The organism is Catenovulum agarivorans YM01, from assembly GCF_000281085.1.
GTDB lineage: Bacteria > Pseudomonadota > Gammaproteobacteria > Enterobacterales > Alteromonadaceae > Catenovulum > Catenovulum agarivorans.
In genome coordinates, this window is sequence record NZ_JH767523.1 from 210,771 (window position 1) to 236,072 (window position 25,302).

The 25,302-nt window shown below is 40.1% G+C and carries 19 protein-coding genes; 14 read left to right on the forward strand and 5 right to left on the reverse strand.

Annotated elements, in window-relative coordinates:
* Positions 1 to 122: 122 nt before the first annotated feature.
* The gene (locus tag WSC_RS0105585) at positions 123 to 1,472 is read right to left on the reverse strand and encodes an MATE family efflux transporter (protein WP_157447200.1); all 1,350 of its coding nucleotides are present in this window, start codon (positions 1,470 to 1,472) and stop codon (positions 123 to 125) included.
* An 82-nt stretch (positions 1,473 to 1,554) separates the two neighbouring features.
* Positions 1,555 to 2,838 (reverse strand): citrate synthase, encoded by a 1,284-nt coding sequence (gene gltA, locus WSC_RS0105590; protein WP_016954930.1) that lies wholly within the window; start codon positions 2,836 to 2,838, stop codon positions 1,555 to 1,557.
* Positions 2,839 to 3,362: 524 nt separating this feature from the next.
* Between gltA and sdhC the strand changes: the two genes are divergently transcribed.
* The 8 genes from sdhC to sucD all read left to right on the forward strand — a co-directional run bounded on the left by sdhC (position 3,363) and on the right by sucD (position 13,162).
* A complete protein-coding gene (gene sdhC / locus WSC_RS0105595; RefSeq protein ID WP_026016691.1) occupies positions 3,363 to 3,737 on the forward strand; it encodes a succinate dehydrogenase, cytochrome b556 subunit in 375 nt (124 codons plus the stop codon).
* The gene (sdhD, locus tag WSC_RS0105600) at positions 3,731 to 4,078 is read left to right on the forward strand and encodes a succinate dehydrogenase, hydrophobic membrane anchor protein (protein WP_016954932.1); all 348 of its coding nucleotides are present in this window, start codon (positions 3,731 to 3,733) and stop codon (positions 4,076 to 4,078) included. Before sdhC ends, sdhD begins: the two co-directional genes overlap by 7 nt.
* The gene (gene sdhA, locus WSC_RS0105605) at positions 4,079 to 5,842 is read left to right on the forward strand and encodes a succinate dehydrogenase flavoprotein subunit (protein ID WP_016954933.1); all 1,764 of its coding nucleotides are present in this window, start codon (positions 4,079 to 4,081) and stop codon (positions 5,840 to 5,842) included.
* Between the two features lie 15 nt (positions 5,843 to 5,857).
* Complete coding sequence (locus WSC_RS0105610) at positions 5,858 to 6,565, forward strand: succinate dehydrogenase iron-sulfur subunit (RefSeq protein WP_016954934.1); 708 nt, start codon at positions 5,858 to 5,860, stop codon at positions 6,563 to 6,565.
* Between the two features lie 120 nt (positions 6,566 to 6,685).
* The gene (locus tag WSC_RS0105615; RefSeq protein WP_016954935.1) at positions 6,686 to 9,493 is read left to right on the forward strand and encodes a 2-oxoglutarate dehydrogenase E1 component; all 2,808 of its coding nucleotides are present in this window, start codon (positions 6,686 to 6,688) and stop codon (positions 9,491 to 9,493) included.
* 18 nt (positions 9,494 to 9,511) lie between these two features.
* The gene (odhB, locus tag WSC_RS0105620) at positions 9,512 to 11,020 is read left to right on the forward strand and encodes a 2-oxoglutarate dehydrogenase complex dihydrolipoyllysine-residue succinyltransferase (protein ID WP_016954936.1); all 1,509 of its coding nucleotides are present in this window, start codon (positions 9,512 to 9,514) and stop codon (positions 11,018 to 11,020) included.
* 100 nt (positions 11,021 to 11,120) lie between these two features.
* Entirely contained in the window at positions 11,121 to 12,287 is a 1,167-nt protein-coding gene (gene sucC / locus WSC_RS0105625; protein ID WP_016954937.1) for an ADP-forming succinate--CoA ligase subunit beta, read from the forward strand.
* Between the two features lie 2 nt (positions 12,288 to 12,289).
* Complete coding sequence (gene sucD / locus WSC_RS0105630) at positions 12,290 to 13,162, forward strand: succinate--CoA ligase subunit alpha (protein WP_016954938.1); 873 nt, start codon at positions 12,290 to 12,292, stop codon at positions 13,160 to 13,162.
* A gap of 170 nt (positions 13,163 to 13,332) precedes the next feature.
* Here the strand turns inward: sucD and pyk are convergent, their stop codons facing one another.
* Together pyk and WSC_RS0105640 are read right to left on the reverse strand one after the other, a co-directional pair.
* A complete protein-coding gene (gene pyk / locus WSC_RS0105635; RefSeq protein WP_016954939.1) occupies positions 13,333 to 14,769 on the reverse strand; it encodes a pyruvate kinase in 1,437 nt (478 codons plus the stop codon).
* Between the two features lie 103 nt (positions 14,770 to 14,872).
* Entirely contained in the window at positions 14,873 to 15,730 is an 858-nt protein-coding gene (locus WSC_RS0105640) for a MurR/RpiR family transcriptional regulator (RefSeq protein WP_016954940.1), read from the reverse strand.
* Positions 15,731 to 16,005: 275 nt separating this feature from the next.
* Between WSC_RS0105640 and zwf the strand changes: the two genes are divergently transcribed.
* The 5 genes from zwf to WSC_RS0105665 are packed head-to-tail and all read left to right on the forward strand — an operon-like array spanning position 16,006 to position 21,613.
* Entirely contained in the window at positions 16,006 to 17,469 is a 1,464-nt protein-coding gene (zwf, locus tag WSC_RS0105645; protein ID WP_016954941.1) for a glucose-6-phosphate dehydrogenase, read from the forward strand.
* A gap of 12 nt (positions 17,470 to 17,481) precedes the next feature.
* A complete protein-coding gene (gene pgl / locus WSC_RS0105650; RefSeq protein ID WP_016954942.1) occupies positions 17,482 to 18,171 on the forward strand; it encodes a 6-phosphogluconolactonase in 690 nt (229 codons plus the stop codon).
* 19 nt (positions 18,172 to 18,190) lie between these two features.
* Positions 18,191 to 20,011: a phosphogluconate dehydratase gene (gene edd / locus WSC_RS0105655; protein ID WP_016954943.1), complete on the forward strand. Its 1,821-nt coding sequence runs from the start codon at positions 18,191 to 18,193 to the stop codon at positions 20,009 to 20,011.
* Positions 20,012 to 20,015: 4 nt separating this feature from the next.
* A complete protein-coding gene (locus WSC_RS0105660) occupies positions 20,016 to 20,963 on the forward strand; it encodes a glucokinase (RefSeq protein ID WP_016954944.1) in 948 nt (315 codons plus the stop codon).
* A gap of 11 nt (positions 20,964 to 20,974) precedes the next feature.
* A complete protein-coding gene (locus WSC_RS0105665; protein ID WP_016954945.1) occupies positions 20,975 to 21,613 on the forward strand; it encodes a bifunctional 4-hydroxy-2-oxoglutarate aldolase/2-dehydro-3-deoxy-phosphogluconate aldolase in 639 nt (212 codons plus the stop codon).
* 97 nt (positions 21,614 to 21,710) lie between these two features.
* Here WSC_RS0105665 and gap read toward each other — a convergent pair whose 3' ends face one another.
* A complete protein-coding gene (gap, locus tag WSC_RS0105670; RefSeq protein WP_016954946.1) occupies positions 21,711 to 22,709 on the reverse strand; it encodes a type I glyceraldehyde-3-phosphate dehydrogenase in 999 nt (332 codons plus the stop codon).
* Positions 22,710 to 22,980: 271 nt separating this feature from the next.
* Between gap and malQ the strand changes: the two genes are divergently transcribed.
* The gene (malQ, locus tag WSC_RS0105675; RefSeq protein WP_016954947.1) at positions 22,981 to 25,161 is read left to right on the forward strand and encodes a 4-alpha-glucanotransferase; all 2,181 of its coding nucleotides are present in this window, start codon (positions 22,981 to 22,983) and stop codon (positions 25,159 to 25,161) included.
* Positions 25,162 to 25,302: the final 141 nt, after the last annotated feature.

Genomic DNA, 25,302 nt, shown 5'->3' on the forward strand with positions numbered 1-25,302 from the left:
CTAGTAATTTTTCAGCCAGTGTCGCAATACGTTGAGGATATTTTTCCCATTCGTTTACCACTGGATGTTGCTGGCAAGCACTGACGCTAAATAAAATGAGCGCCAGCGCTGCTAGTCTTGTTTTACCAAACACGTTTAAGCCTAATGAATAACAATAAACTGGTACAGCTTAGGCCAATTAATAAACCTTGCCAATATCCCTCTGGTCCTTGGCTTGCTGTTATCCAGTCAGTTTCACTTAGTATTAACCCCAATGGAAAACCGATTAACCAATAGGAGATAAGCACTAATACAAAAGGTACTTGAGTGTCAGCATAACCGCGTAAACAAGATGCAAAAGTGGTTTGTATAACATCTGGAAGTTGGAAGATCCCAGCCCATATTAATAAAGCTGTCGCTAGGTGGAATACCTGTGCGGATGGTTGAAATATGCTAGCTAGTATATCCCTACTTAAAATAATAGTGCTGGTAGAAAAAGCAGCAAAGGCAATAGATACAATTAAGGTACATTTCACCCAAGCTTTGGCTGCGGCTACATTATTTTGCCCTATGCTTTGACCAATCAATACTGTAGCTGCCATACCAATGCTTAAAGGTATCATATAAAAGTTAGTTACTACGTTTAGTGCTATTTGATGTGCTGCTGCTGCTTGTGTTCCATGGGTGGCAATTGCGAGCGCAACAGCGGCAAATAGCGCTATTTCTAAAAATAAAGTCAGGCCAATGGGGCCGCCAAGTTTAATCAATTTTATTTGTGTGGGAATTTCAATTTTTTCAAAGCGTAAGTTGCGTATAAGTGTGCGAGTGTAACCCGACATTTTACTGTAAACGTACAAGGCTGAAAGAATAAACGCGTTGACCAAAGTTGTCGCAATACCACAGCCGGCGCCGCCCATTTGTGGCGTTATGGCTGAACCATAAATAAATAGGTAGTTAAGAGGAATATTGCACAATAAACCAATAATGCTGACATACATCAAAGGTTTAGTTTGTCCAAGTGATTCATTGAGGTAACGAAATACCCCGATAAAACAAATAAATGGGATGCCAATGCCTAAATACGTTAGATAGTTTTGCCCTATACTAACTAGTGGCGTGTCTAATTTTAGCAGTGGTAACAAAGGCATTGATATAAACAAGGCGACAGTAAACAAAGCTGCTACCAAAATTGCAAACCAGAGAGATTGATTTAAATCATGCTGAAACGCTTGAGTATTTCCTGAACCATAACTGCGTGACAACAATGGCGCTAATACCATCATACATCCTGTGGCAAAAAAGCTAATTGGGTGCCAGATTGCTAACGCTGTGCCGACCGCGGCCATGTCCGCATCACTGACTTGCGCCGACATAATTAAGTCGATAGTGACCATTAAAGTTTGAATAGCTTGGGTGATCCAAATAGGCCAAGCGAGTTTTAACAGGCGAGAATATGGGTTTTGCAAAATGATCCGAGTTCTTGGGCTGAAAATTTCGCGTAAGGGTAGTGGAAATGCTAGAAAAAGAAAAGCTCGCCGTAGCGAGCTTTTATAAACTTAAGCTAAATTGGTTAACTTAGTCTTTGGTAATTGGGCTAAATTCGCGTGGTAATTCGCCTGTGTATAATTGACGTGGACGGCCAATTTTAGCACCTGGTTGGCTAAGCATTTCATGCCAGTGAGAAATCCAACCAATTGTACGAGACAAGGCAAAAATAACTGTAAACATGTTAGTTGGAATACCTATAGCTTTTAAGATGATACCTGAGTAGAAATCTACATTCGGGTATAATTTTTTGCTAATGAAGTACTCGTCTTCTAATGCAATTTGCTCTAAACGCATTGCAACTTGTAACAATGGATCGTCTATGCCTAAAGCTTCTAAAACTTCGTGGCAAGTTTCGCGCATTACTTTTGCACGAGGGTCGAAGTTTTTGTAAACACGGTGACCGAAGCCCATTAAACGGAATGGATCTGATTTGTCTTTCGCTTTAGCAACATATTCGTCGATACGGTCAACAGAACCAATTTCTTCTAACATGTTTAAACAAGCTTCGTTAGCACCACCGTGCGCAGGGCCCCAAAGTGATGCGATACCAGCAGCGATACACGCATACGGGTTAGCACCTGAAGAACCGGCTAAACGAACAGTTGAAGTCGAAGCGTTTTGTTCGTGGTCAGCGTGAAGGGTGAAAATTCTGTCCATAGCTTTTGCTACTGCAGGGTGAATTTCATAGTCTTCAGCTGGAACAGAGAACATCATGTTTAGGAAGTTTTCTGAATAGCTTAATTCGTTTTTAGGACATACGAATTTTTGACCTATGCTGTATTTGTAACACATAGCAGCAATGGTTGGTAATTTTGCAACTAAGCGCGTAGCACAACGTACACGTTGTTCTGCATCAGTAATATCTAAATCTCTATGATAGAAAGAAGATAACGCGCCAACAATACCACACAACATCGCCATTGGATGAGCGTCACGGCGATAACCTCTAAAGAAGAACTCGATGCCTTCGTGAACCATAGTGTGTTTGTTAATGATGCCAACAAACTCTTTGTACTCTTCAGAAGTAGGTGCTTTACCGTGTAACAACAAATAACATACTTCTAAATAGTCAGCTTTAGTTGCTAACTCAGCAATTGGATAACCACGGTGTAATAACACACCTTTTTCACCGTCGATGAAAGTGATTGCAGATTCACAAGAACCGGTTGCTAAGAAACCCGGGTCGAACGTAAAGTGGCCAAATTTACCTAAAGAGCGCACATCGATAACATCGTGACCCATGGTGCCTGATAGAATCGGTAGCTCTACCGAATTACCGTCAATCGTGAGGATGGCTTTCTTGTCAGCCATAGAATATCTCCTTTCGAGCAAGTCATGTGACAGGTTTAGTTATTTATTAATACTTGAAACTGACGTATAAAGTCAATTTATACTGCGAAATAAAAGCAGCAAAGTAATTAAATTTTCTATTAAAACGCTTCACTAACATCAGAAAGCTAAATAAAGCTTACTACAATACAATTTTAGTAAAATTAAACTCAATAACAGAAGTTAATTATTAGGCTAAAATCTATTAGCAAACCATTGACAAAATGGTAGCCTAAATCGGCCTGCAGCCCAATCTAAATCGCATTCATTCGACAAATGCGTCTAATTCATTAAAAAAATGAACTTGAATAAAAAAAATCCTGTATAAAATCGCAAACTATTATTTTTTAAGCTAATGTTGTTACAATCATATTTGTAGCGAAATAGCCTACATAACTAGATTAAATGAGCAATAGATATCTTGTTGGTAGTAAGTTTTGTTACGATACGATCAAAGACATTTAATAATTTTAATAAAGTTATCAACTTAAGTGGGTAGAAAACTCGTGAACAAGCAAAGACCTATCAATCTGGAACTAAATACCATTAGTTTTCCAGCTTCTGCAATTGCTTCAATCCTTCACCGCGTTACGGGTGTCATCATGTTTTTCGCGATGGGCATTCTAATGTATTTGTTGGCTGTATCATTGGGTTCAGAGTCAGGTTTTGACTGTGTGCAACAATGGTCATCTTCATTCTTCGCTAAATTCATATACTGGGGCATTTTAACTGCTTTAGCGTATCACTTGTTAGGTGGTTTACGTCATTTAGTTATGGACTTAGGTTTTTGGGAAGAAATTCAATCAGGTAACTCAAGTGCGCAAATTACTATCGCCTTGACCCTTGTATTATCAGTATTAGCAGGAGTTTGGTTATGGTAACAAATGCCGGAACATTAGGCCGAAGCGGAGTTCACGACTTTGTATTAATTCGTGCAAGTGCATTGGTGTTAACCGCATATGCAATTTTCATGGTTTGCTTTTTTGTTTGTACGCCACAAGTAACTTACGCAGAGTGGACTGGGTTGTTCAGCCAAACTTGGGTTAAGGTATTTACCCTTATTACCCTAATTAGTTTGTTAGTTCACGCTTGGATTGGCTTATGGCAGGTTTTAACTGATTATGTTAAGCCTGTTGCCGTAAGAATTTTTCTGCAGTTTGTTTTAAATATTGCCGCGCTTGCTTATTTAGTAACTGGCATCGTAGTTTTGTGGGGTGTGTAAGTGAATATTCCAGTAAGAGAATTTGATGCCGTAGTAATCGGCGCTGGTGGTGCAGGCATGCGTGCTGCATTACAAATTTCGCAATCAGGTAAAACCTGTGCTTTGTTATCAAAAGTATTTCCAACTCGTTCGCATACAGTATCTGCTCAAGGTGGTATTACAGTTGCACTCGGTAATGCACACGAAGATAACTGGGAATGGCACATGTACGATACTGTTAAGGGCTCTGATTATATCGGTGACCAAGACGCTATCGAATATATGTGTAAAACAGGCCCTGAAGCTATTATCGAATTAGAGAACATGGGTTTACCTTTTTCTCGTTTTGAAAATGGTCGTGTTTACCAACGTCCATTCGGTGGTCAGTCGAAAAACTTTGGTGGTGAGCAAGCAGCTCGTACTGCTGCAGCAGCTGACCGTACCGGCCATGCTTTATTACACTTGTTGTACCAACAAAATGTTAAAAACAAAACAACAGTGTTCAGTGAATGGTATGCGTTAGATTTAGTTAAAAACCAAAACGGCGACGTTGTAGGTTGTACAGCAATCGACATTGAAACAGGTGAGGTTGTTTATTTTAAAGCTAAAGCAACTGTTTTAGCTACTGGTGGTGCAGGTCGTATATTTGCATCAACGACTAATGCACATATTAATACTGGTGATGGTGTTGGTATGGCATTACGCGCTGGTGTACCTTTACAAGATATGGAAATGTGGCAATTCCACCCAACTGGTATCGCAGGTGCAGGTGTACTAGTAACTGAAGGTTGTCGTGGTGAAGGTGGTTACCTACTGAATAAAGATGGTGAGCGCTTTATGGAGCGTTATGCGCCAAATGCTAAAGATTTAGCTGGCCGTGACGTAGTTGCACGTTCAATGATGACGGAAATCCGTGAAGGTCGTGGTTGTGACGGCCCTTGGGGTACACACATTAAACTAAAACTTGACCACTTAGGTGCTGAAGTTTTAGAAAGCCGTTTACCAGGTATTTGTGAATTATCTCGTACTTTCGCGCATGTTGATCCAGTTAAAGAGCCAATTCCAGTTATACCTACATGTCACTACATGATGGGTGGTATTCCAACTAACGTAAATGGCCAAGCTATCACAGTTGATAATAGTGGTAACGAGCAAGTGATTAATGGTTTATACGCTTGTGGTGAAATTGCTTGTGTAAGTGTACATGGTGCAAATCGCTTGGGTGGTAACTCATTATTAGATTTAGTTGTATTTGGTCGTGCAACTGGTTTGTACTTAGGTGATGCATTAAATAACTATGAAGTTCAAGATGCGTCGGGCTCTGATGTTGAAGCTGCATTAGCGCGTTTCAACCGTTGGGAAAATACTCAGCAAGGTGAAGACCCAGTACAAATTAAGAAAGATTTACAAAAATGCATGCAATTAAACTTCTCTGTATTTAGAGAAGGTGATGCAATGGCGCAAGGTTTGAAAGAATTAGGTGAAATTCGTGAGCGCTTAAAAACAGCGCGCTTAGATGACACAAGTTCAGATTTCAATACGCAGCGCATCGAATGTTTAGAATTAGATAACTTAATGGAAACTGCTTATGCAACTGCGGTTGCGGCAAACTTCCGTACAGAAAGCCGTGGTGCACATAGCCGCTTCGACTTCCCTGAACGTGATGATGAAAATTGGTTATGCCACAGTATTTACAAGCCAGACACTGAAAGTATGTCTAAGCGCCAAGTAAATATGCAGCCAAATACACGCGAAGCATTTCCACCAAAAGTTCGTACTTACTAAAAGGATGGTTATCTAATGAAACAAGTATTTTCGATTTATCGTTACAATCCTGATAAAGATAACAAACCTTTTATGCAGGAATATGAGCTAGATACCGAAGGCCAAGATGTTATGGTGCTTGATGCACTATTAATGTTGAAAGAACAAGACCCAAGTTTATCTTTCAGACGTTCATGTCGTGAAGGTGTTTGTGGTTCTGATGGCTTAAACATGAATGGTAAAAATGGCTTAGCATGTATTACACCTTTATCAGCGTTAAAAGGTCGTAAAATTGTTATTCGCCCTTTACCTGGTTTACCAGTTGTTCGCGACTTAATTGTGGATATGAGTCAATTTTATACTCAGTATGAAAAAGTTAAGCCATACTTAATACCAGATCCGAAAAACGTGCCAGCACGTGAGTTTTTGCAATCGCCAGAAGAGCGTGAAAAATTAGACGGTTTATATGAGTGTATTTTGTGTGCTTGTTGCTCAACCTCTTGTCCGTCATTCTGGTGGAATCCAGATAAATTTATCGGACCTGCAGGTTTGTTGCACGCTTATCGCTTTTTAGCTGATTCGCGTGACGGCGCAACTGATGAGCGTTTAGCTAATTTAGATGATGCATTTAGCGTTTTCCGTTGCCACGGTATTATGAACTGTGTAAACGTATGTCCAAAAGGATTAAACCCAACCAAGGCCATCGGTAAAATAAAATCGATGCTCTTGAATAAGGCTGTTTAGAAACTAAGCTTAATCTTTATCAAGATTAAAAATAATCTGAATAGCCATTCTTTTGTTGCAAAGAATGGCTATTTTTTTAACAATCAATAACACAAGCAAAGAGCGGAATAGGACAATAATATGCACGAAGGGTCCATGAAAGCCTGGCTCGAATCTTCCCAGTTCGCCGGCGGCAATGCCACTTATATCGAAGAGTTATACGAACAATATCTCGATAATCCGCAAAGCGTTAGCGAAGAATGGCGCGCTTTATTCGACCAATTACCTTCAGTAGAAGGGGTAGAGGTTGAATCCAAACACTCAGATATCCGTGAAGACTTCAAAGAAGCTGCGAAAAAACCTCATCGCGGTCAAATTATAGTCCCTCAAGTTACTTCTGATACTAAACAAGTAAAAGTTTTACAGCTTATTAATGCTTATAGATTCAGAGGTCATCAACACGCGAATCTAGATCCGTTAGGTTTGTGGAAGCAAGAGCGTGTGCGTGATTTGGAGCTTAGTTATCACGAACTTGAGCAAGATGACTTAGACAAGCCTTACAACGTTGGTTCGTTAGCTGTTAGTGAAGAACACTTAAAGCTAAAAGATATTCAAAGCCTATTAGTCAAAACTTATTGTGGTTCAATTGGCGCTGAATATATGTATATTACTTCCACTGAAGAAAAGCGTTGGTTACAGCAACGTTTAGAGTCAGTGCAATGTAAACCAAGCTTAACTCAGCAAGACAAAGTAAAACTATATAAAGAACTTGTTGCAGCTGACGGTTTAGAAAAATATTTAGCCAGCAAATTCCCTGGTGCAAAACGCTTCTCGTTGGAAGGTGGTGATGCGCTTATCCCGATGTTAAAAACTTTAATTAGCCGTGCAGGTGAGCAGGGTGCTAAAGAAGTTGTTATCGGTATGGCACACCGCGGTCGTTTAAATGTATTGGTTAATGTGTTAGGTAAAAACCCATCTGTACTATTTGACGAGTTCTCTGGTAAACATGATGAAACTTTGGGCGCAGGTGATGTTAAATACCACATGGGTTATTCATCCGATTTTGCAACACCAGGTGGTAATGTTCACTTAGCATTAGCATTTAACCCGTCTCACTTAGAAATTGTTAATCCTGTGGTAATGGGGTCGGTTCGTGCTCGTATGGACCGTCGTAATTGTCCAGATGGTTCGCTAGCTTTACCTATTACTATTCATGGTGACTCGGCAATCGCTGGGCAGGGTGTAGTACAAGAAACTTTCAACTTATCACAAACTCGCGCATATTCGGTTGGTGGTACAGTTCGTATCGTTGTTAATAACCAAGTCGGCTTTACCACGCATAACCCTAAAGATACACGTTCTACTCAATACTGTACTGATATTGCAAAAATGGTGCAGGCACCAATTTTCCATGTGAATTCAGATGATCCTGAAGCTGTGGTTTTTGCGACTCAAGTGGCGTTAGATTTTAGAAATAAATTTAAACGCGATGTGGTTATTGATTTAGTTTGTTACCGTCGCCATGGTCATAACGAAGCTGACGAGCCAAATGCAACTCAGCCTTTGATGTACCAAAAAATCAAAAAACATCCAGTTCCTCGTCAAATTTACGCTCAGCAGTTAATCGGTGAACAAGCGATAACTGACCAAGATGCGGAAAGAGCTGTTGATGAATATCGCGCTGCTTTAGATCACGGTGCTTGTGTGGTTGAAGAATGGCGTCCAATGATGGAGCACTCGGTTGATTGGCGCCCTTACTTAAATCATGACTGGGATATAGCTTATGATGCCGCGTTATCGTTAGATAGATTAAAGATGTTAGCGCAAAAAGTTAGCTCTTACCCTGAAGATGTTAAACCTCAGTCTCGAGTTAAAAAGATCTATCAAGACCGTGCCGCTATGGCTTTAGGTGAAAAACCACTAGATTGGGGTTTTGCTGAAACCTTGGCTTATGCTGATTTAGTTGAAAGTGGTAATAGAATTCGTATCACAGGTCAGGATTGTGGTCGTGGTACATTCTTCCATCGTCATGCTGTGATCCATAATCAAAAAGACGCTTCAACTTATATGCCTTTGCAAAATGTAAGTGAAGAACAAGCGGTTATCGAAATTTATGATTCAGTGTTGTCAGAAGAAGCTGTACTCGCTTTTGAATATGGTTATGCAACAGCTGAGCCGAAGACGTTAACTATTTGGGAAGCGCAATTTGGTGATTTCGCCAATGGTGCACAAGTGGTTATTGACCAATTCTTAAGCTCAGGTGAAGTTAAGTGGGGTCGCTTGTGTGGTTTAACTATGTTGTTACCGCATGGTTATGAAGGCCAAGGCCCAGAGCATTCGTCGGCTCGCTTAGAGCGTTTCTTGCAATTATGTGCAGATCACAACATTCAAGTGTGTGTACCGACAACACCGGCGCAAGTATTTAATATGATCCGTCGTCAACAAATCCGTCCAATGCGTCGACCTTTGGTTGTTATGTCGCCAAAATCTTTGTTACGTCACCCAATGGCGGTATCAACGCTTGAAGAATTATCAGATGGTATCTACCACAATGTAATAGATGAAACAGATGACTTGCCAGCAGAAAAAATTGAACGTGTAGTTATGTGTAGCGGTAAGGTTTATTACGACTTGTACGATGCACGTAATAAAGGTGAAATTACCAATGTTGCAATTATCCGTTTAGAGCAGTTATATCCATTCCCACAAAAAGAAATGGAAGCTGTAATGGCTAAATATGCGCACGTTAAAGATTTTGTATGGTGTCAAGAAGAGCCGCAAAATCAAGGCGCTTGGTATTGTAGCCAACATCATTTTTGGGACGTTATCCCAACAGGTGCTAAATTAAAATACGTTGGTCGTACAGCGTCTGCTTCACCAGCCGTTGGTTATTTAGCGGTTCATAACAAACAGCAAAAAGACTTAGTGCAGCAAGCACTAACCGTATAACAACGAGAGAACTAATATATGGCAATTGAAATTAAAGTACCTGTATTACCAGAATCAGTCGCAGACGCCTCTATTGCAACTTGGCATGTTAAGGCTGGCGACAAGGTAACGCGTGATCAAAACTTAGTTGATATTGAAACGGACAAGGTTGTTTTAGAAGTTGTTGCACCACAAGATGGTGAAATTCTTGAAATTATTCACGCTGAAGGTGACACAGTTCTAGGCGAACAAATTATCGCAAAATTAGGTGAAGCGGGTGAAGTGGCTGCTGCGCCAACTGTATCAAACGAACAAAGCTCAGCGCCAGTAGCTGACAAGCAAGCAAAAGGTGAAAAAGTGCAAATAAAAGTTCCAGTTCTTCCAGAATCAGTAGCAGATGCAACAATTGCTACTTGGCATGTTCAACCAGGTGACGCGGTAAAACGTGACCAGAATCTTGTTGATATTGAAACTGATAAAGTTGTTTTAGAAGTTGTAGCACCAGAAGACGGTGTTCTGTCTGAAATTTTAGAACAAGAAGGTGCTACTGTATTAGGCGAGCAAGTTATTGGTGTATTGGCTAAAGGCGAAGGTGCGGCAGCTCCTGCACCAGCTGCAAGTGAAGACGCTGAGACAGAAGAAACTTCTGATGCATTAACGCCATCTGTACGTCGTGCATTGGCTGAAAACGGCATTAGCACTGAAGAAGCGAACAAGATTAAAGGTACTGGTGAAAAAGGTCGTTTAACCAAAGAAGACGTTGCAGCTTATGTTAAAGCTAAAGCACAGCGCCAAGCGACTTCAGAAGCGGTTAAACAAGAAACTTCATCTGCTGCAGCTGTTGGTGAGCGTTCACAAAAACGCGTACCTATGACTCGTTTACGTAAGCGTGTGGCTGAGCGTTTGTTAGATGCGAAAAATTCAACTGCAATGTTAACGACATTTAACGAAGTTAACATGAAACCTATTATGGATATTCGCAAGGTTTATCAAGAATCGTTTGAGAAGAAACACGGTATTCGTATAGGATTTATGTCGTTCTTCGTTAAAGCGGTAACCGAAGCATTAAAACGTTTCCCGGAAGTAAATGCTTCAATTGATGGCGACGATATTGTTTACCACAACTTCTTTGACGTAAGTATTGCTGTTTCTACACCACGTGGTTTAGTTACACCAGTATTAAGAGACACAGATCAACTTTCTCTAGCTGAAATGGAGAAGGGTATTCGCGATTTAGCGATTAAAGGTCGTGACGGTAAGTTGACGATTGATGAAATGACTGGCGGTAACTTCACCATTACTAATGGTGGTGTGTTCGGTTCATTGATTTCTACACCAATCATTAACCCACCGCAAACAGCGATTTTAGGTATGCATAAGATCCAAGAACGTCCAATGGCTGTTAACGGTAAAGTAGAAATTTTACCTATGATGTACTTGGCACTTTCTTACGATCATAGATTGGTAGACGGTAAAGAATCAGTTGGTTTCTTAGTAACAATTAAAGAGTTATTAGAAGACCCTACACGCCTGCTATTAGATCTGTAATAAGACTTAAGCCGGCAATATAAATCTGTATTGTCGGCATATAATCGATAGGTTATCTAGATATAACCTGCTTAACCCCAAAGAAAATGGAAAAACTGTCATGAATTTGCATGAATATCAAGGCAAGCAGTTGTTCGCTCAATACGGACTACCTGTTTCAAAAGGTATCGCAGCTGAAACACCAGCTGAAGCGGTTGCTGCTGCTGACCAATTAGGTTACGACAAGTTTGTTGTTAAAGCTCAAGTACACGCTGGTGGCCGTGGTAAAGCTGGTGGTGTTAAAGTTGTTTCATCGAAAGAAGAAATTAAAGCGTTTGCAGAAAAATGGTTAGGTAACAACTTAGTTACTTATCAAACAGATGCAAATGGTCAGCCAGTAAGCCGCATTTTGGTTGAAGACGTTGCTGATATTGATCGCGAATTATATTTAGGCGCAGTTGTTGACCGTTCAACTCGTCGTATCGTTTTCATGGCATCTACTGAAGGTGGTGTGGAAATTGAGAAAGTTGCAGAAGAAACGCCTGAGAAAATCTTAAAAGCGACAATTTGCCCATTAGCTGGTGCACAGCCTTACCAAGGTCGTGAGTTAGCGTTCAAATTAGGTTTAGAAGGCAAACAAGTATCTCAATTCGTTAAAATTTTCTTAGGCTTAGCTAAGTTATTCAAAGAAAAAGACGTTGAGTTAATTGAAATCAACCCATTAATTACCACTGGTGCAGGTGATTTACACTGTCTTGACGCTAAAGTTGCTATCGACAGTAATGCTGTTGGTCGTCATCCAGATATCAAAGAAATGCACGATCCAACCCAAGAAGACGCGCGTGAAGCAAATGCGGCTAAATGGGAATTAAACTACGTTGCATTAGACGGTAACGTTGGTTGTATGGTTAATGGTGCTGGCCTTGCAATGGGTACTATGGATATCGTTAACTTAAATGGTGGCCGTCCAGCTAACTTCTTAGACGTTGGTGGTGGCGCGACTAAAGAGCGTGTTGCTGAAGCTTTCAAAATCATCTTATCTGATAGCAATGTAAAAGCTGTTTTAGTTAATATTTTTGGTGGTATCGTACGTTGTGACATGATAGCTGAAGGTATTATCGGTGCAGTGAAAGAAGTTGGTGTAAACGTACCTGTTGTTGTTCGTTTAGAAGGTACTAACGCAGATAAAGGACGTGAAGTTCTTGCAAATTCTGGTGTTGATATCATTGCAGCTGAAAGTTTACAAAACGCTGCTGAATTAGTTGTTAAAGCTGCAGCGGAGGCCTAATAATGTCTGTTTTAATTAATAAAGATACTAAAGTTATTTGCCAAGGTTTCACTGGTTCACAAGGTACTTTCCATTCTGAGCAAGCAATTGCCTATGGTACGCAAATGGTTGGTGGTGTTACACCTGGTAAAGGCGGCCAAGTACATTTAGGTTTACCTGTATTTAACACAGTTAAAGAAGCTGTTGCTGAAACGGGTGCGGATGCATCTGTAATTTACGTACCAGCTGCATTTGTTAAAGATTCAATTTTAGAAGCTGCAAATGCGGGTATTAAATTAATCGTATGTATCACTGAAGGTGTTCCTACGCTTGATATGCTTGACTGTAAAGTTAAGTGTGACGAGTTGGGTGTACGTTTAATTGGTCCTAACTGCCCGGGTGTTATCACGCCAGGTGAATGTAAAATTGGTATCATGCCTGGTCATATTCATATGCCTGGTAAAGTTGGTATTGTTTCACGCTCTGGTACTTTAACGTATGAAGCTGTTAAACAAACAACAGACGCTGGTTTTGGTCAATCTACTTGTGTTGGTATTGGTGGTGATCCAATCCCAGGCACTAACTTCATTGACGTGTTAGAAATGTTCCAAAATGACCCTCAAACTGAAGCAATCGTAATGATTGGTGAAATTGGTGGTACAGCCGAAGAAGAAGCTGCTGCTTACATTAAAGCAAATGTAACTAAGCCTGTCGTATCTTACATTGCAGGTGTGACTGCACCTCCAGGTAAACGTATGGGCCATGCTGGCGCTATCATCTCTGGTGGTAAAGGTACAGCTGACGACAAATTTGCAGCATTAGAAGCGGCTGGTGTTAAAACTGTTCGCTCATTAGCTGAAATTGGTAAAGCATTAGCAGAAAAAACTGGCTGGTAAGCTCTGGTTTTATCTGATTAAAAAGCGACTTAGGTCGCTTTTTTTATACCTGAAATTTAAGATTGGGCAGTTATTGTCAGTGTAGGCTTAGCAGCTTAGTGGTGACAAGTTTTATTAGAGACAAAAAAAGCGGCCTAAGCCGCTTTTTGTAAATTCATTGGCAATGAAAATTAGTTAACTTTAACTAATTTTAATGTGTTGGTTGCACCAACAGTTTCCATTGCATCACCGTGAGTCACTAAAATTAAGTCGCCTTTTTCTAAGTGACCAGCTTCTTTTAATGTTGCTAAAACATCATTGCTTAAAGATGCAGGGTTAGACTTAGTTGAGTCGAAGAAATAAGGTTGAACACCACGATATAAAGCACAAGTTGTTAATGTTTTCTCATGACGAGATAAAGCAAAAATACGAATACCTGAGCTAATGCGTGACATTAATTTAGCTGTGCTACCAGTTTCTGTTAAACAAACAATCGCTTTAACATCACCTGTGTGATTTGCAGCGTACATTGCTGAAAGTGCGACAGTTTCAGAGATTGAAGTGAATTTTTCATCTAATCTGTGTTTTGAAGCTAATACACTTGGGTGTTTTTCAGCACCAATACAAACACCAGCCATAGACTGTACAGTTTCTAATGGGTATTTACCTGATGCAGTTTCACCTGACAACATTACCGCGTCAGTACCATCTAATACAGCGTTCGCAACGTCCATCACTTCTGCTCGAGTTGGCATTGGGTTTTCAATCATTGACTCCATCATTTGAGTCGCAGTGATAACCGCACGGTTTAATTGACGTGAACGAGAAATTAATTTCTTTTGTTTGCTAACAAGTGCAGCGTCACCAATTTCAACACCTAAGTCACCACGAGCAACCATAACTACATCACAGTTTGTGATAATGTCGTCAATGGCTTCGTCAGTTTCAACTGTTTCAGCACGCTCAACTTTAGCGACGATTTGTGCGTCTAGGCCAGCTTCTTGAGCTAGTTGACGAGCATAACGTAAATCAGCACCTGATTGTGGGAAAGAAACAGCTAAGAAATCAACGCCGATTTTTGCAGCTAATTTGATATCTTCTTTATCTTTATCAGTTAAAGCTGGTGCAGATAAACCACCACCTAATTTGTTGATGCCTTTCTTGTCTGATAATTTGCCACCAATTTTAACTGTGGTTAAAATTTTATTGCCTTCAACACCATCAACAGTTAGTTGTACACGGCCATCATCCAATAATAAAGTGTCACCAGAAACAACATCTTCAACCAAAGCTTTGTAATCAAGACCTACTGATTCTTGAGTACCTTCGCCACGACCTAAATCAGCATCAAGAATAAACTTGTCACCGATGTTTAAGAAAATTGGGCCATCTTTAAAGGTTGAAACACGGATTTTAGGACCTTGTAAGTCACCTAAAATACCAACATGGCGACCTAAAGACTTAGCAATTTCACGAACATCTTCTGCGCGCTTTACATGATCTTCTGGCACGCCGTGAGAAAAGTTCATGCGAACTACGTTAGCACCTGCTTCAATAATTTTACGTAAATTTCCATCACGGTCAGTAGCTGGACCTAATGTAGTTACAATCTTGGTTCTTCTAAACATTCGCTTGGCTCCCAATTATGCGATTTGTGTGTGGGATTAAATTATAAGGTGTTAATTATACTCAAAAGTAACACTTTATTGAATTAAAAATAAGTTACAGAAATTAATGATCTCTCATTCCTTTACTGTATCTGGATTCTTTGAGCCCATCTTTGACTCGTTTTAAATTTTCTCTAAATTTACTGCCGCGTCGCAGGGTAAAACCAGTTGCTAATATGTCTATTAATACCAATGCTGCAATACGTGACGACATTGGCATATATAAATCTGTATCTTCACTGATCTCTAGAGATAAAACCAAATTACATTCTGCAGCTAATGGGCTAGTAGCGTCAGTGATACCTATAACTGTTGCATCGTTATTTCTTGCGAGCGCAGCACTTTCCACATGACTTTTAGTTCGTCCTGTATGCGATATAAATACAACCACTTCACCTTCAGTGCTATTGATACAGCTCATACGTTGCATTAATACGTCATCAAAACAAATAACCGGAATATTAAATCGGAAAAATTTGTTTTGTGCGTCGTGAGCAACTGCCGCACTCGCGCCCAAACCGAAAAAAGATATCTTTTTCGCTTGGGTAAGTATATCAACGGCTTTATTGATGCTGTGGGTATCTAAATGATGGCGAGCGTGTTCAAGTGCTGCCATAGTAGAGTCGAATATTTTTTCGCAATAGGCGTCAGGGCCGTCTTCTTCATCGACATGTCGATTTAAATAAGGTGTGCCACTTGCTAAACATTGCGCAAGATGAAGTTTAAAATCTGGGAAACCTTTAGTGTCCATTCGCCTACAGAATCGATTTACTGTGGGTTCCGATACATCGGCCGCTTTGGCTAAATTAGCAATACTGCTGTGCATTGCACTTTGCGGTGATGCCATAATAACTTCGGCAACTTTGCGTTCAGATTTGCTAAACGTATGTTGAGATTGCGCAATCTTTTCAAGAATATTCATAACCAAATGGCCAAACTTGTTAATATTTAGCCTATTATGCATTAACTTCAGTCGTAATTTAACTACAAAATAACACGAAACTGATATTTTTATGTAATTCAACTACATTTTTGGTTACAATACAGAATATAACAAGTTTGAATACGTATTCGGCTAGGGCAAAATCATTGCATAAGTTGTAATGTAACTGTTTTTAGTGTTCAATACCGCGCTTAAATTGCGCTTAGGCGCACTGGCTAATTCTTATCTTATTTCACTTTAAACGGGGAGTTATCATGGTCTCGCAAACTCATAAGCCATGTGATCTTGTATTATTCGGTACCAAAGGGGATTTGGCACGCCGTAAACTTTTACCTTCTTTATATCAGTTGGAAAAAGCAAACTTATTAGACGAACAAACTCGCATTGTTGGTGTAGCACGTAATGAAATGTCTCAAGCAGAATACGTAGACATGGTACGTGAAGCGTTGCAAACTTTCATGAAAGAAGAAGTTTGTGAAGAAACTTGGGGTCGTTTTTCAGCTAAATTAGACTATTGCAAAGTTGATATGACCAATGAAGAAGAGTACAACACATTAGCGCAGCATGTAGACCAAGCTAAGCGCGTAATGGTTAACTACTTCTCTACGCCACCATCTATTTTTGGTGCTATCTGTCGTGGTTTAAAAGCAGCAGGTTTAATCAACGATGAAACTCGTGTTGTATTAGAAAAACCAATCGGACACGATTTAGCATCATCAAAAGTTATTAATGACCAAGTAGCGGCTTTCTTCAAAGAAGAACAAACATACCGTATTGACCACTACTTAGGTAAAGAAACAACACTTAACTTATTGGCGCTACGTTTTGCAAACTCTTTATTTGCAAATAACTGGGATCACAACTGTATCGACCACGTACAAATTACTGTTGCTGAAGAAGTAGGTATTGAAGGTCGTTGGGGTTACTTTGACGATGCTGGTCAAATGCGTGATATGGTGCAAAATCACTTATTGCAAGTACTAAGCTTAGTTGCAATGAATCCACCAGTAAGCCTAGATGCAAGCAGCGTACGTGATGAAAAAGTACGTGTAATGAAATGTTTGCGTCCAATCACCAAAGAAAATGTTAAAGAAAAAACTGTTCGAGGCCAATATTCTGCTGGTGTAATCCGTGGTAAATCCGTACCTGGTTACTTAGAAGAAGATGGTGCAAATACTGAAAGTAACACTGAATCATTCGTTGCTTTACGTGTAGATATCGACAACTGGCGTTGGTCAGGTGTACCTTTCTATCTACGTACTGGTAAACGTATGCCTGAAAAGTTAACTGAAATTGTTATCCATTTCAAAAACATGCCGCATAACATCTTTAAAGAAAGTTATGGCACTTTACCTGCAAACGTATTAACAATTCGCATGCAACCACGTGAAGGTGTTGAAGTTAAGATGTTAAACAAGGTTCCAGGTCTTGACGATCACATGGTATTGCAAGAAACTAAGCTAGACTTAAGTTTCTCTGAAGCATTTAAAGACCAACGCATTGCTGATGCATATGAGCGTTTGTTATTAGAAGCGTTATTAGGTAATCAATCATTGTTCGTACGTCGTGATGAAGTTGAAGCAGCATGGTCATGGGTTGATGGTATCTTTAAAGCTTGGGATCAAACTTTAGACAAACCTAAAGCATACCCAGCGGGTACTTGGGGTCCTGAAGGCGCTGCATTGTTATTGGCCAAAGATGGTCGTGAGTGGGATTAATAGGGAAAACTTATGCAATTTTCAGAATTTCAAAGTACTGAACAATTAAACACAGCATTTGCTGATCGTGTTGCAAGCTTGCTTGCTAACGCGATCAACAATAAAGGTAAAGCTAGCTTGGTAGTTTCAGGCGGTCGCACACCTTTACCTTTTTTCAAACAACTTTCACAAGCTGATATTGACTGGTCAAAAGTTTCAATTACATTAGCTGATGAACGTTGGGTTGATAAATCGCACGAAGCAAGTAATACTGCATTAGTATTAAATAATTTAATTCAAAACAAGGCAGCAGACGCGACTTTTGTTGAACTTAAAACATCTGAAGAAAGTGCATTTGGTGCAGAAGCTTCTGTTAAACAGAGCCTGCAAAATTTGTCTTTGCCGATTGATGTTTTAATTTTAGGCATGGGTGAAGACGGGCACACAGCTTCATTGTTCCCATGTTCTGAGCAAATTCAACAAGGTTTAACTTCAGAAGATATCGTTTTGGCAGTACAGCCAACAACTGCGCCACATGAGCGTATGTCGTTTACGTTGAAGACATTGCTTGAAAGCCAACAGATTTTCGTGCATCTAGTTGGTGACAGCAAAAAGGCTGTATTAGACAAAGCGTTAGCAGGTGATAAAGTTGAAGAAATGCCAATTCGTGCAATTCTAAAACAAGATAATACACCTGTAGAAGTAGTCTGGGCTGCTAAATAAGCCAGGAGACTAACTGTCTATGAACTCAATTGTGCAGGAAGTAACAGAACGCGTAATCGAACGAAGTAAAGAAACGCGCCAAGCGTATCTTAACAAGGTAGAAAGGGCCAGAGTTAAAGGTCCTCATCGAGAAGTTTTATCCTGCGGCAATTTGGCACATGGCTATGCAGCCTGTGCCAAACACGATAAAAATACATTAAAACAATTTACTAAAGCCAATATTGGCATTATCACATCATACAACGACATGCTATCTGCTCATCAACCATATGAGCACTATCCAAAAATAATAAAAGACGCAATTGCTGAAACCGGTAGCGTTGCACAGGTTGCTGGCGGCGTTCCAGCTATGTGTGACGGTGTAACTCAAGGCCAACCAGGAATGGATTTGAGTTTATTAAGCCGTGACGTAATTGCAATGGCATCATGCATAGGCCTATCTCACAACATGTTTGATGGGGCATTAATGCTAGGTATTTGTGACAAAATCGTACCCGGTTTAGTAATGGCTTCATTGTCATTTGGTCACTTACCTTTCGTATTTATACCTGCTGGACCTATGTCTTCTGGCATTCCAAACTCGGAAAAAACACGAGTACGAATGCTGTATGCTGAAGGCAAAATTGGTCAAGAAGCTTTATTAGAATCTGAGTCGGCTTCTTATCATTCAGCTGGTACATGTACATTTTATGGTACTGCAAACAGTAACCAACTTGTTGTTGAGATGATGGGGTTACACTTACCGGGATCTTCATTTGTTGAAACCGATAGTGTACTTCGCCATGCTTTAACCCGTGCTGCCGCAAAACAAGTGACTAGAATCACACATTTAGGTAACGACTACACACCAATCTCGAAAATAGTTGATGAAAAATCCGTGATCAACGGCATTATTTCTTTGTTAGCCACAGGTGGTTCGACCAACCACACCATGCATTTAGTTGCTATGGCGCGTGCTGCTGGAATTATTGTTGATTGGAATGATTTTTCTGATTTATCCAATGCGACGCCACTAATGACGCGCATTTATCCTAATGGAACAGCCGATATCAACCACTTCCATCAAGCTGGTGGCATGGCGGTATTATTCAAAGAATTATTGGATGCAGATATTTTACACAATGATGTAAATACTGTTTGTGGTAAGGGTCTTGAAAAATATACCAAAACGCCTGTATTGCAAGATGGTGAGTTAGTTTGGGTTGACGAGCCAACACGTTCAAAAGACTTAACCGTTATTGCCACTGCGAAAAAACCTTTTAAACCAAATGGTGGTTTACAGGTTTTAACTGGTAACTTAGGTCGAAGTGTTATGAAAACTTCTTCTTTACCACAAGGTGATGTCAGTTTTACTGCGCCAGCCAAAGTGTTTGAAAGCCAGCATGAGCTAGAAAAAGCTTTTAAAGACGGTAAATTGGAAGGTGATTTTGTAGCCGTTGTTCGTTTCCAAGGCCCTAAAGCCATAGGTATGCCTGAATTGCATAAACTGACACCACCTTTAGGTGTATTACAAGACAGAGGGCAGAAAGTTGCATTAGTAACTGATGGTCGTATGTCTGGTGCATCAGGTAAAGTGCCAGCTGCTATTCATATGACACCTGAAGCTATCGATGGTGGATTAATCGCTAAAGTTGAAGAAGGCGATTTAATCTTAGTTGATTCAGCGAATGGCAAGGTTGAATTATTAGTTGAACAGGCAGAACTCGACAAACGTCAAGCAGCCATACCACATTTAGTAACACAAGAACGTGAAGGTATGGGACGTGAATTTTTCGGTTCAATGCGTTCAAGAATGACAGGTGCTGAAGAAGGCGCATGTTGTTTGTTTTATCAGGATTAAATAAATGACAAAAATAGTAGCGGATATCGGCGGTACCAATATGCGTATCGCGCAAACGGATGGTATTAATAGCATTCGTGATATTAAAAAGTATAAGGTGACAGATTTCGCGTCACCTGTGGATACGATCAAAGCTTATATCCAAGACAGTGGATGTGCCCAGCCTACACATGTGTGTATGGCAATTGCGTGTCCGGTTGCGGGTGATCAAATTACCATGACAAATCACTCATGGTCGTTTTCGATCGAACAGAGTCAGAAAGAGTTGGGTGTACAAGCACTTTATGTGATCAATGATTTCACTGCGGTTGCTTTGTCTGTGCCATTTCTTGCTGATGAACAAAAAATTCAAGTTGGCGGTGAACAACCTCAATTGGATAAACCGATTGCAGTTTACGGTGCCGGCACTGGCCTTGGTGTTGCTCATGTTGTTCCTTTGGCGGACAAGTGGGTACCATTACCAGGTGAGGGTGGCCACGTAGATTTTGCAACAAACACAGAAGTTGAAGCTAAAATTTTAGCATTTTTAGCAGACGAACTGGGTCATGTTTCGGCAGAAAGAATAATATCAGGACAAGGTATAGCGAACATTTACCGCGCCCTAGCTCATATTAACGACGCAGACATAAAATCATTAGAGCCAGCAGAAGTGACTGAAAAGGCACTTGCTGGAGAATGTGACTTGTGTAAACAAGCGCTTGATGTATTTTGTGACACGCTCGGTAGCTTTGGTGGTAACTTGGCGCTGAATTTATTAACTCAAGGTGGTGTTTACATAGCAGGGGGAATTGTTCCGCGCTTTATCGACTACGTTGTGCAAAGTGGTTTTAGAAACCGTTTTGATGCAAAAGGCCGCTTTGAGAAGTTAAATAAATCTATACCTGTATACATAGTCACGGAAGAGCAACCCGGGTTATTAGGCGCAGCAGCTTACATTGCGCAGAACACATAAGGTTTAAGTAAATGGCAACAAGAAATTGGGCTATGCAGCCCCTTGACGTGATGAATGCAGGAAAAGTAGTACCTGTATTAGTATTTAAAAAACTTGAGCATGCAGTTCCAGTAGCTGAAGCTTTGATGGAAGGTGGTGTTAACGTTTTAGAAATCACCTTACGTACAGAGTGTGCAGTGGACGCAATCGAGTTAATTTCTCAGAAATTACCAGAAGCTATCACAGGCGCAGGTACGGTAATTAATGCGCAGCAACTACAAGCAGTTGAAAATGCAGGTGCTAAATTTGCAATCAGCCCGGGTTTAACACCTGGCTTGTTAGAAGCAGCAAACAAAAGCAAAACCGCATTAATTCCAGGTATTGCAACTATCTCTGAACTGATGCTTGGTATTGAACACGGTTACGACTGTTTCAAATTTTTCCCAGCAGAAGCAAACGGTGGGGTGAATGCACTTAAATCTATTGGTGGTCCATTCCCGCATATCAATTTCTGTCCAACTGGTGGTATTAGCCCAAGTAATTTAAAAGATTATTTGGCACTTCCAAACGTTCGTTGTGCGGGCGGTTCTTGGTTAGTACCACAAGATGCTGTTGAAGCTGGTGATTGGAAACGAATCACTGAATTAGCAAAAGCTGCTTCACAAGCATAATCTTATGTCGCTAGGGGAATGGCTTAGTTGCTAATTCCCTTTAAGATACAAAAAAGCCGTCTAATCAGACGGCTTTTTTATTGGAATCAAACCAATTTTAGTTTTTAGCAATATGAGCTACTAAATCTAAAACTTTGTTTGAATAACCGATTTCGTTGTCGTACCAAGATACAACTTTAACGAAAGTATCAGTTAATGCGATACCTGCTTTAGCATCGAATACTGAAGTACATTTTTCACCGATAAAGTCGTTAGAAACAACTTCGTCTTCTGTGTAACCTAAAATACCTTTTAATGCACCGTTAGAAGCATCTTTCATTGCTTGACAGATTTCTTCGTAAGTTGCAGGCTTTTCTAAGTTAACTGTTAAGTCAACAACAGAAACATCTGGAGTAGGTACACGGAAAGCCATACCAGTTAATTTACCATTTAACTGAGGAATTACTTTACCTACAGCTTTAGCTGCACCAGTTGAAGATGGAATGATGTTTTGGCTAGCACCACGACCACCGCGCCAATCTTTAACAGAAGGGCCATCAACAGTTTTTTGCGTTGCTGTTGTTGCATGAACAGTTGTCATTAAACCGTCTTTAATACCCCAAGTATCATTTAATACTTTAGCAAGAGGTGCTAAACAGTTAGTTGTACAAGATGCATTTGAAACTATGTCTTGGCCTTCGTAAGCGTCTAAGTTAACGCCACATACGAACATAGGTGTCGCATCTTTAGAAGGTGCAGACATTACAACTTTTTTCGCGCCAGCTTCAATGTGCTTACGTGCAGTTTCGTCAGTTAAGAATAAACCAGTTGATTCAACAACGATTTCTGCGCCAATCGCATCCCATTTCAAATCTGTAGGGTTACGCTCAGCAGTAACGCGTACAGTTTTACCATTTACAACTAAGTTGCCGTCTTTAACTTCTACTTCACCTTGGAAACGACCGTGAGTTGAATCGTACTTCAACATGTACGCCATGTATTCAACATCGATAAGGTCGTTAATACCAACAACTTCGATATCGTCACGCTCTACAGAAGCGCGGAAAACGAAACGACCGATACGGCCAAAACCATTGATACCTACTTTAATAGTCATAGTGGTTCCTAATTATTTAATTTGAATCATTATGTGTTACCCAACTTTCAACCCGCTTGTTGCAAGCTAGAGTGACATGGATTTTGTTATAGCGTAAAAAACTGCGCGCATTATACAAAAAATAGTGAATAAAAACCCGAAATTTTTTGCTACAAATACATATATATTCACTATTTAGCTAGTTTTTGAATTCGTATGCGAAAACCGAATAAATCGTGAAAAATCTGTATTTTCGTTTATGCTAAACACAAACAGCTAACTAGGATTCATGATGAACAACGAACTTATTGAGCATATAGCTAAGGCTAGGGGCATTGAAACCAAATATATAAATGCTTGGGGCAAGGAAGAAAGTGTTGATGAAAGCAGTAAAGCTAAAATATTACGCGCTATGGGATATGCAGTAGACGACCAAGCTGAACTACAAAAGCAGTTAGAAAAAGAAAAACGCGATTATTGGCTTGGTTATGTTAACCCTGTGAAAATTGTTCGCGAGCACGAAGATATTGAAATTGAAGTTAGAGTTGCAATTGTTCAAGCAAACAGTCAGTTTAAATTTAAATTACTATTAGAAAATGGCGAAACAATTGAGCACGTATTCACGCCCGTTGCTGGTGAAATGTTAGATGTTGCGCTGATACAAGACATAGAATATCAAGAATACCTTATATCCATTCCGCAAACCCTACCTTGGGGTTACCATGAACTTGAGCTTATTGATGATGAAAACAATCTGTTATCAGCTCAGTCGTTAATTGTTGCGCCAACTCGCTGTTACGATGCAAACGCCATAGCAGAAGGAAAAAAGATTTGGGGTACCAGTATTCAGTTATATTGTGTTCGCTCCAAACGCAATTGGGGTATAGGCGATTTTACGGATTTAACTTTTTTAATTGAAAAAATGGCTTTGCGTGGTGCCGATTTTGTTGGTTTAAACCCTATTCATGCTTTGTATCCATCTAATCCAGATAGTTGCAGCCCATATAGTCCATCGTCACGCCGTTGGTTGAACTTGTGGTATATAGACCCAGAAATGGTTGATGGTTTTACTCAATCAAATCAAGTACAAACCCTCATCGCGAGCGAGAATTTTCAGCAAACTAAACAGCATGCGCGTGAAGTTGAATACGTTGATTATAGTGCAGTTGCACACATTAAACTGCCTGTACTAAAAGCCTTATTTGAATACTTTAAACAGAATTGTCCGCAGCAAGAGTTTAACCATTTTGTTGAACAAGGTGGTGAATCTTTACAGCAACAAGCTATTTTTGATGCGGTACAAGATAACTTGCAACAACAAGGTATTTTTGCTTGGGGTTGGCCAAGTTGGCCTGAAAACTTAAATGAATATTCAAAACCAGATGTCGCAAAGTTTGCTGAGCAACATCCAGACTTAGTCAATTTTTATGCTTGGTGTCAGTGGATTGCAGCACAACAACTAGAAGCTTGCCAACAAAAAGCTAAAGAACTTGGCATGACACTGGGTATTTATCGTGATTTAGCTGTGGGTGTAAGTTCGGGCAGTGCTGAAGTTTGGGCTAACCGAGACTTATACTGTGCCGATATTAGTGTTGGTGCGCCACCTGATCCGCTTGGACCACAAGGGCAAAGTTGGGGTTTACCTCCTATGGAGCCTAACAAGTTATACGATCAGGGTTATCAACCTATTATCGATTTGTATCGAACCAATATGCAGTCATGTGGAGCATTGCGTATTGATCACGTAATGGCCTTGTTGCGTTTGTGGTGGGTGCCGGGAGGCGGGCATGCAACACAAGGTGCCTATGTATATTATCCATTAGATGATTTGTTGGCCTTGCTGTGTTTAGAAAGTCATAGAAATCAATGCATGATAGTAGGTGAAGATTTAGGCACTGTGCCTGCTGGTATTCGCGATATTTTTGCTGAAAACAACGTATTGTCATATCGGGTATTTTTCTTTGAAACAGCACCAGACGGCGGCTTTTATTCGCCGTCACATTACCCAGAACAAGCTATGGCAACGTTAACCACGCATGATATGGCAACGCTCAAAGGTTTTTGGCACTGTGATGATCTAAAATTGGGGAAAGAACTTGGTATCTATAAAGATGAAATAGAGCTAGAAGGTTTATTTCATGCTCGACATGTTTCAAAACAACGAATTTTAGATAGTTTGCATGGGCATGGCTCAATTCCACATTATATATCGCATGATGCTCATCAAGTTGGCATGACCCAAGAGCTTAACTACGCAATGCAGGTTCACATGGCCAAAGCTAAATCTTCGTTGTTAGCTTTGCAGTTAGAAGATTGGTTAGAAATGGATAAACCGGTAAACGTGCCAGGCACTTGTGATGAATACCCAAATTGGCGCAGAAAATTGACTATGGATGTTGAAGATATTTTCTCTCTACCGGAAGTAAATCATTTAGCTCAAGCGTTAAAAGAAGCGAGAGCAAATACAATTTAACTATACCCGAGCTATTTACAGATGTAATAGCTCTTAAACATGTGTTTTATGTTGCTTGGGTTCAAGAGTTTGAAACCACGTGAATCAGCTGTTTAAAAAATGTTCGCGTGGTTTTAAATATTTATACATTAAGCAAAAATT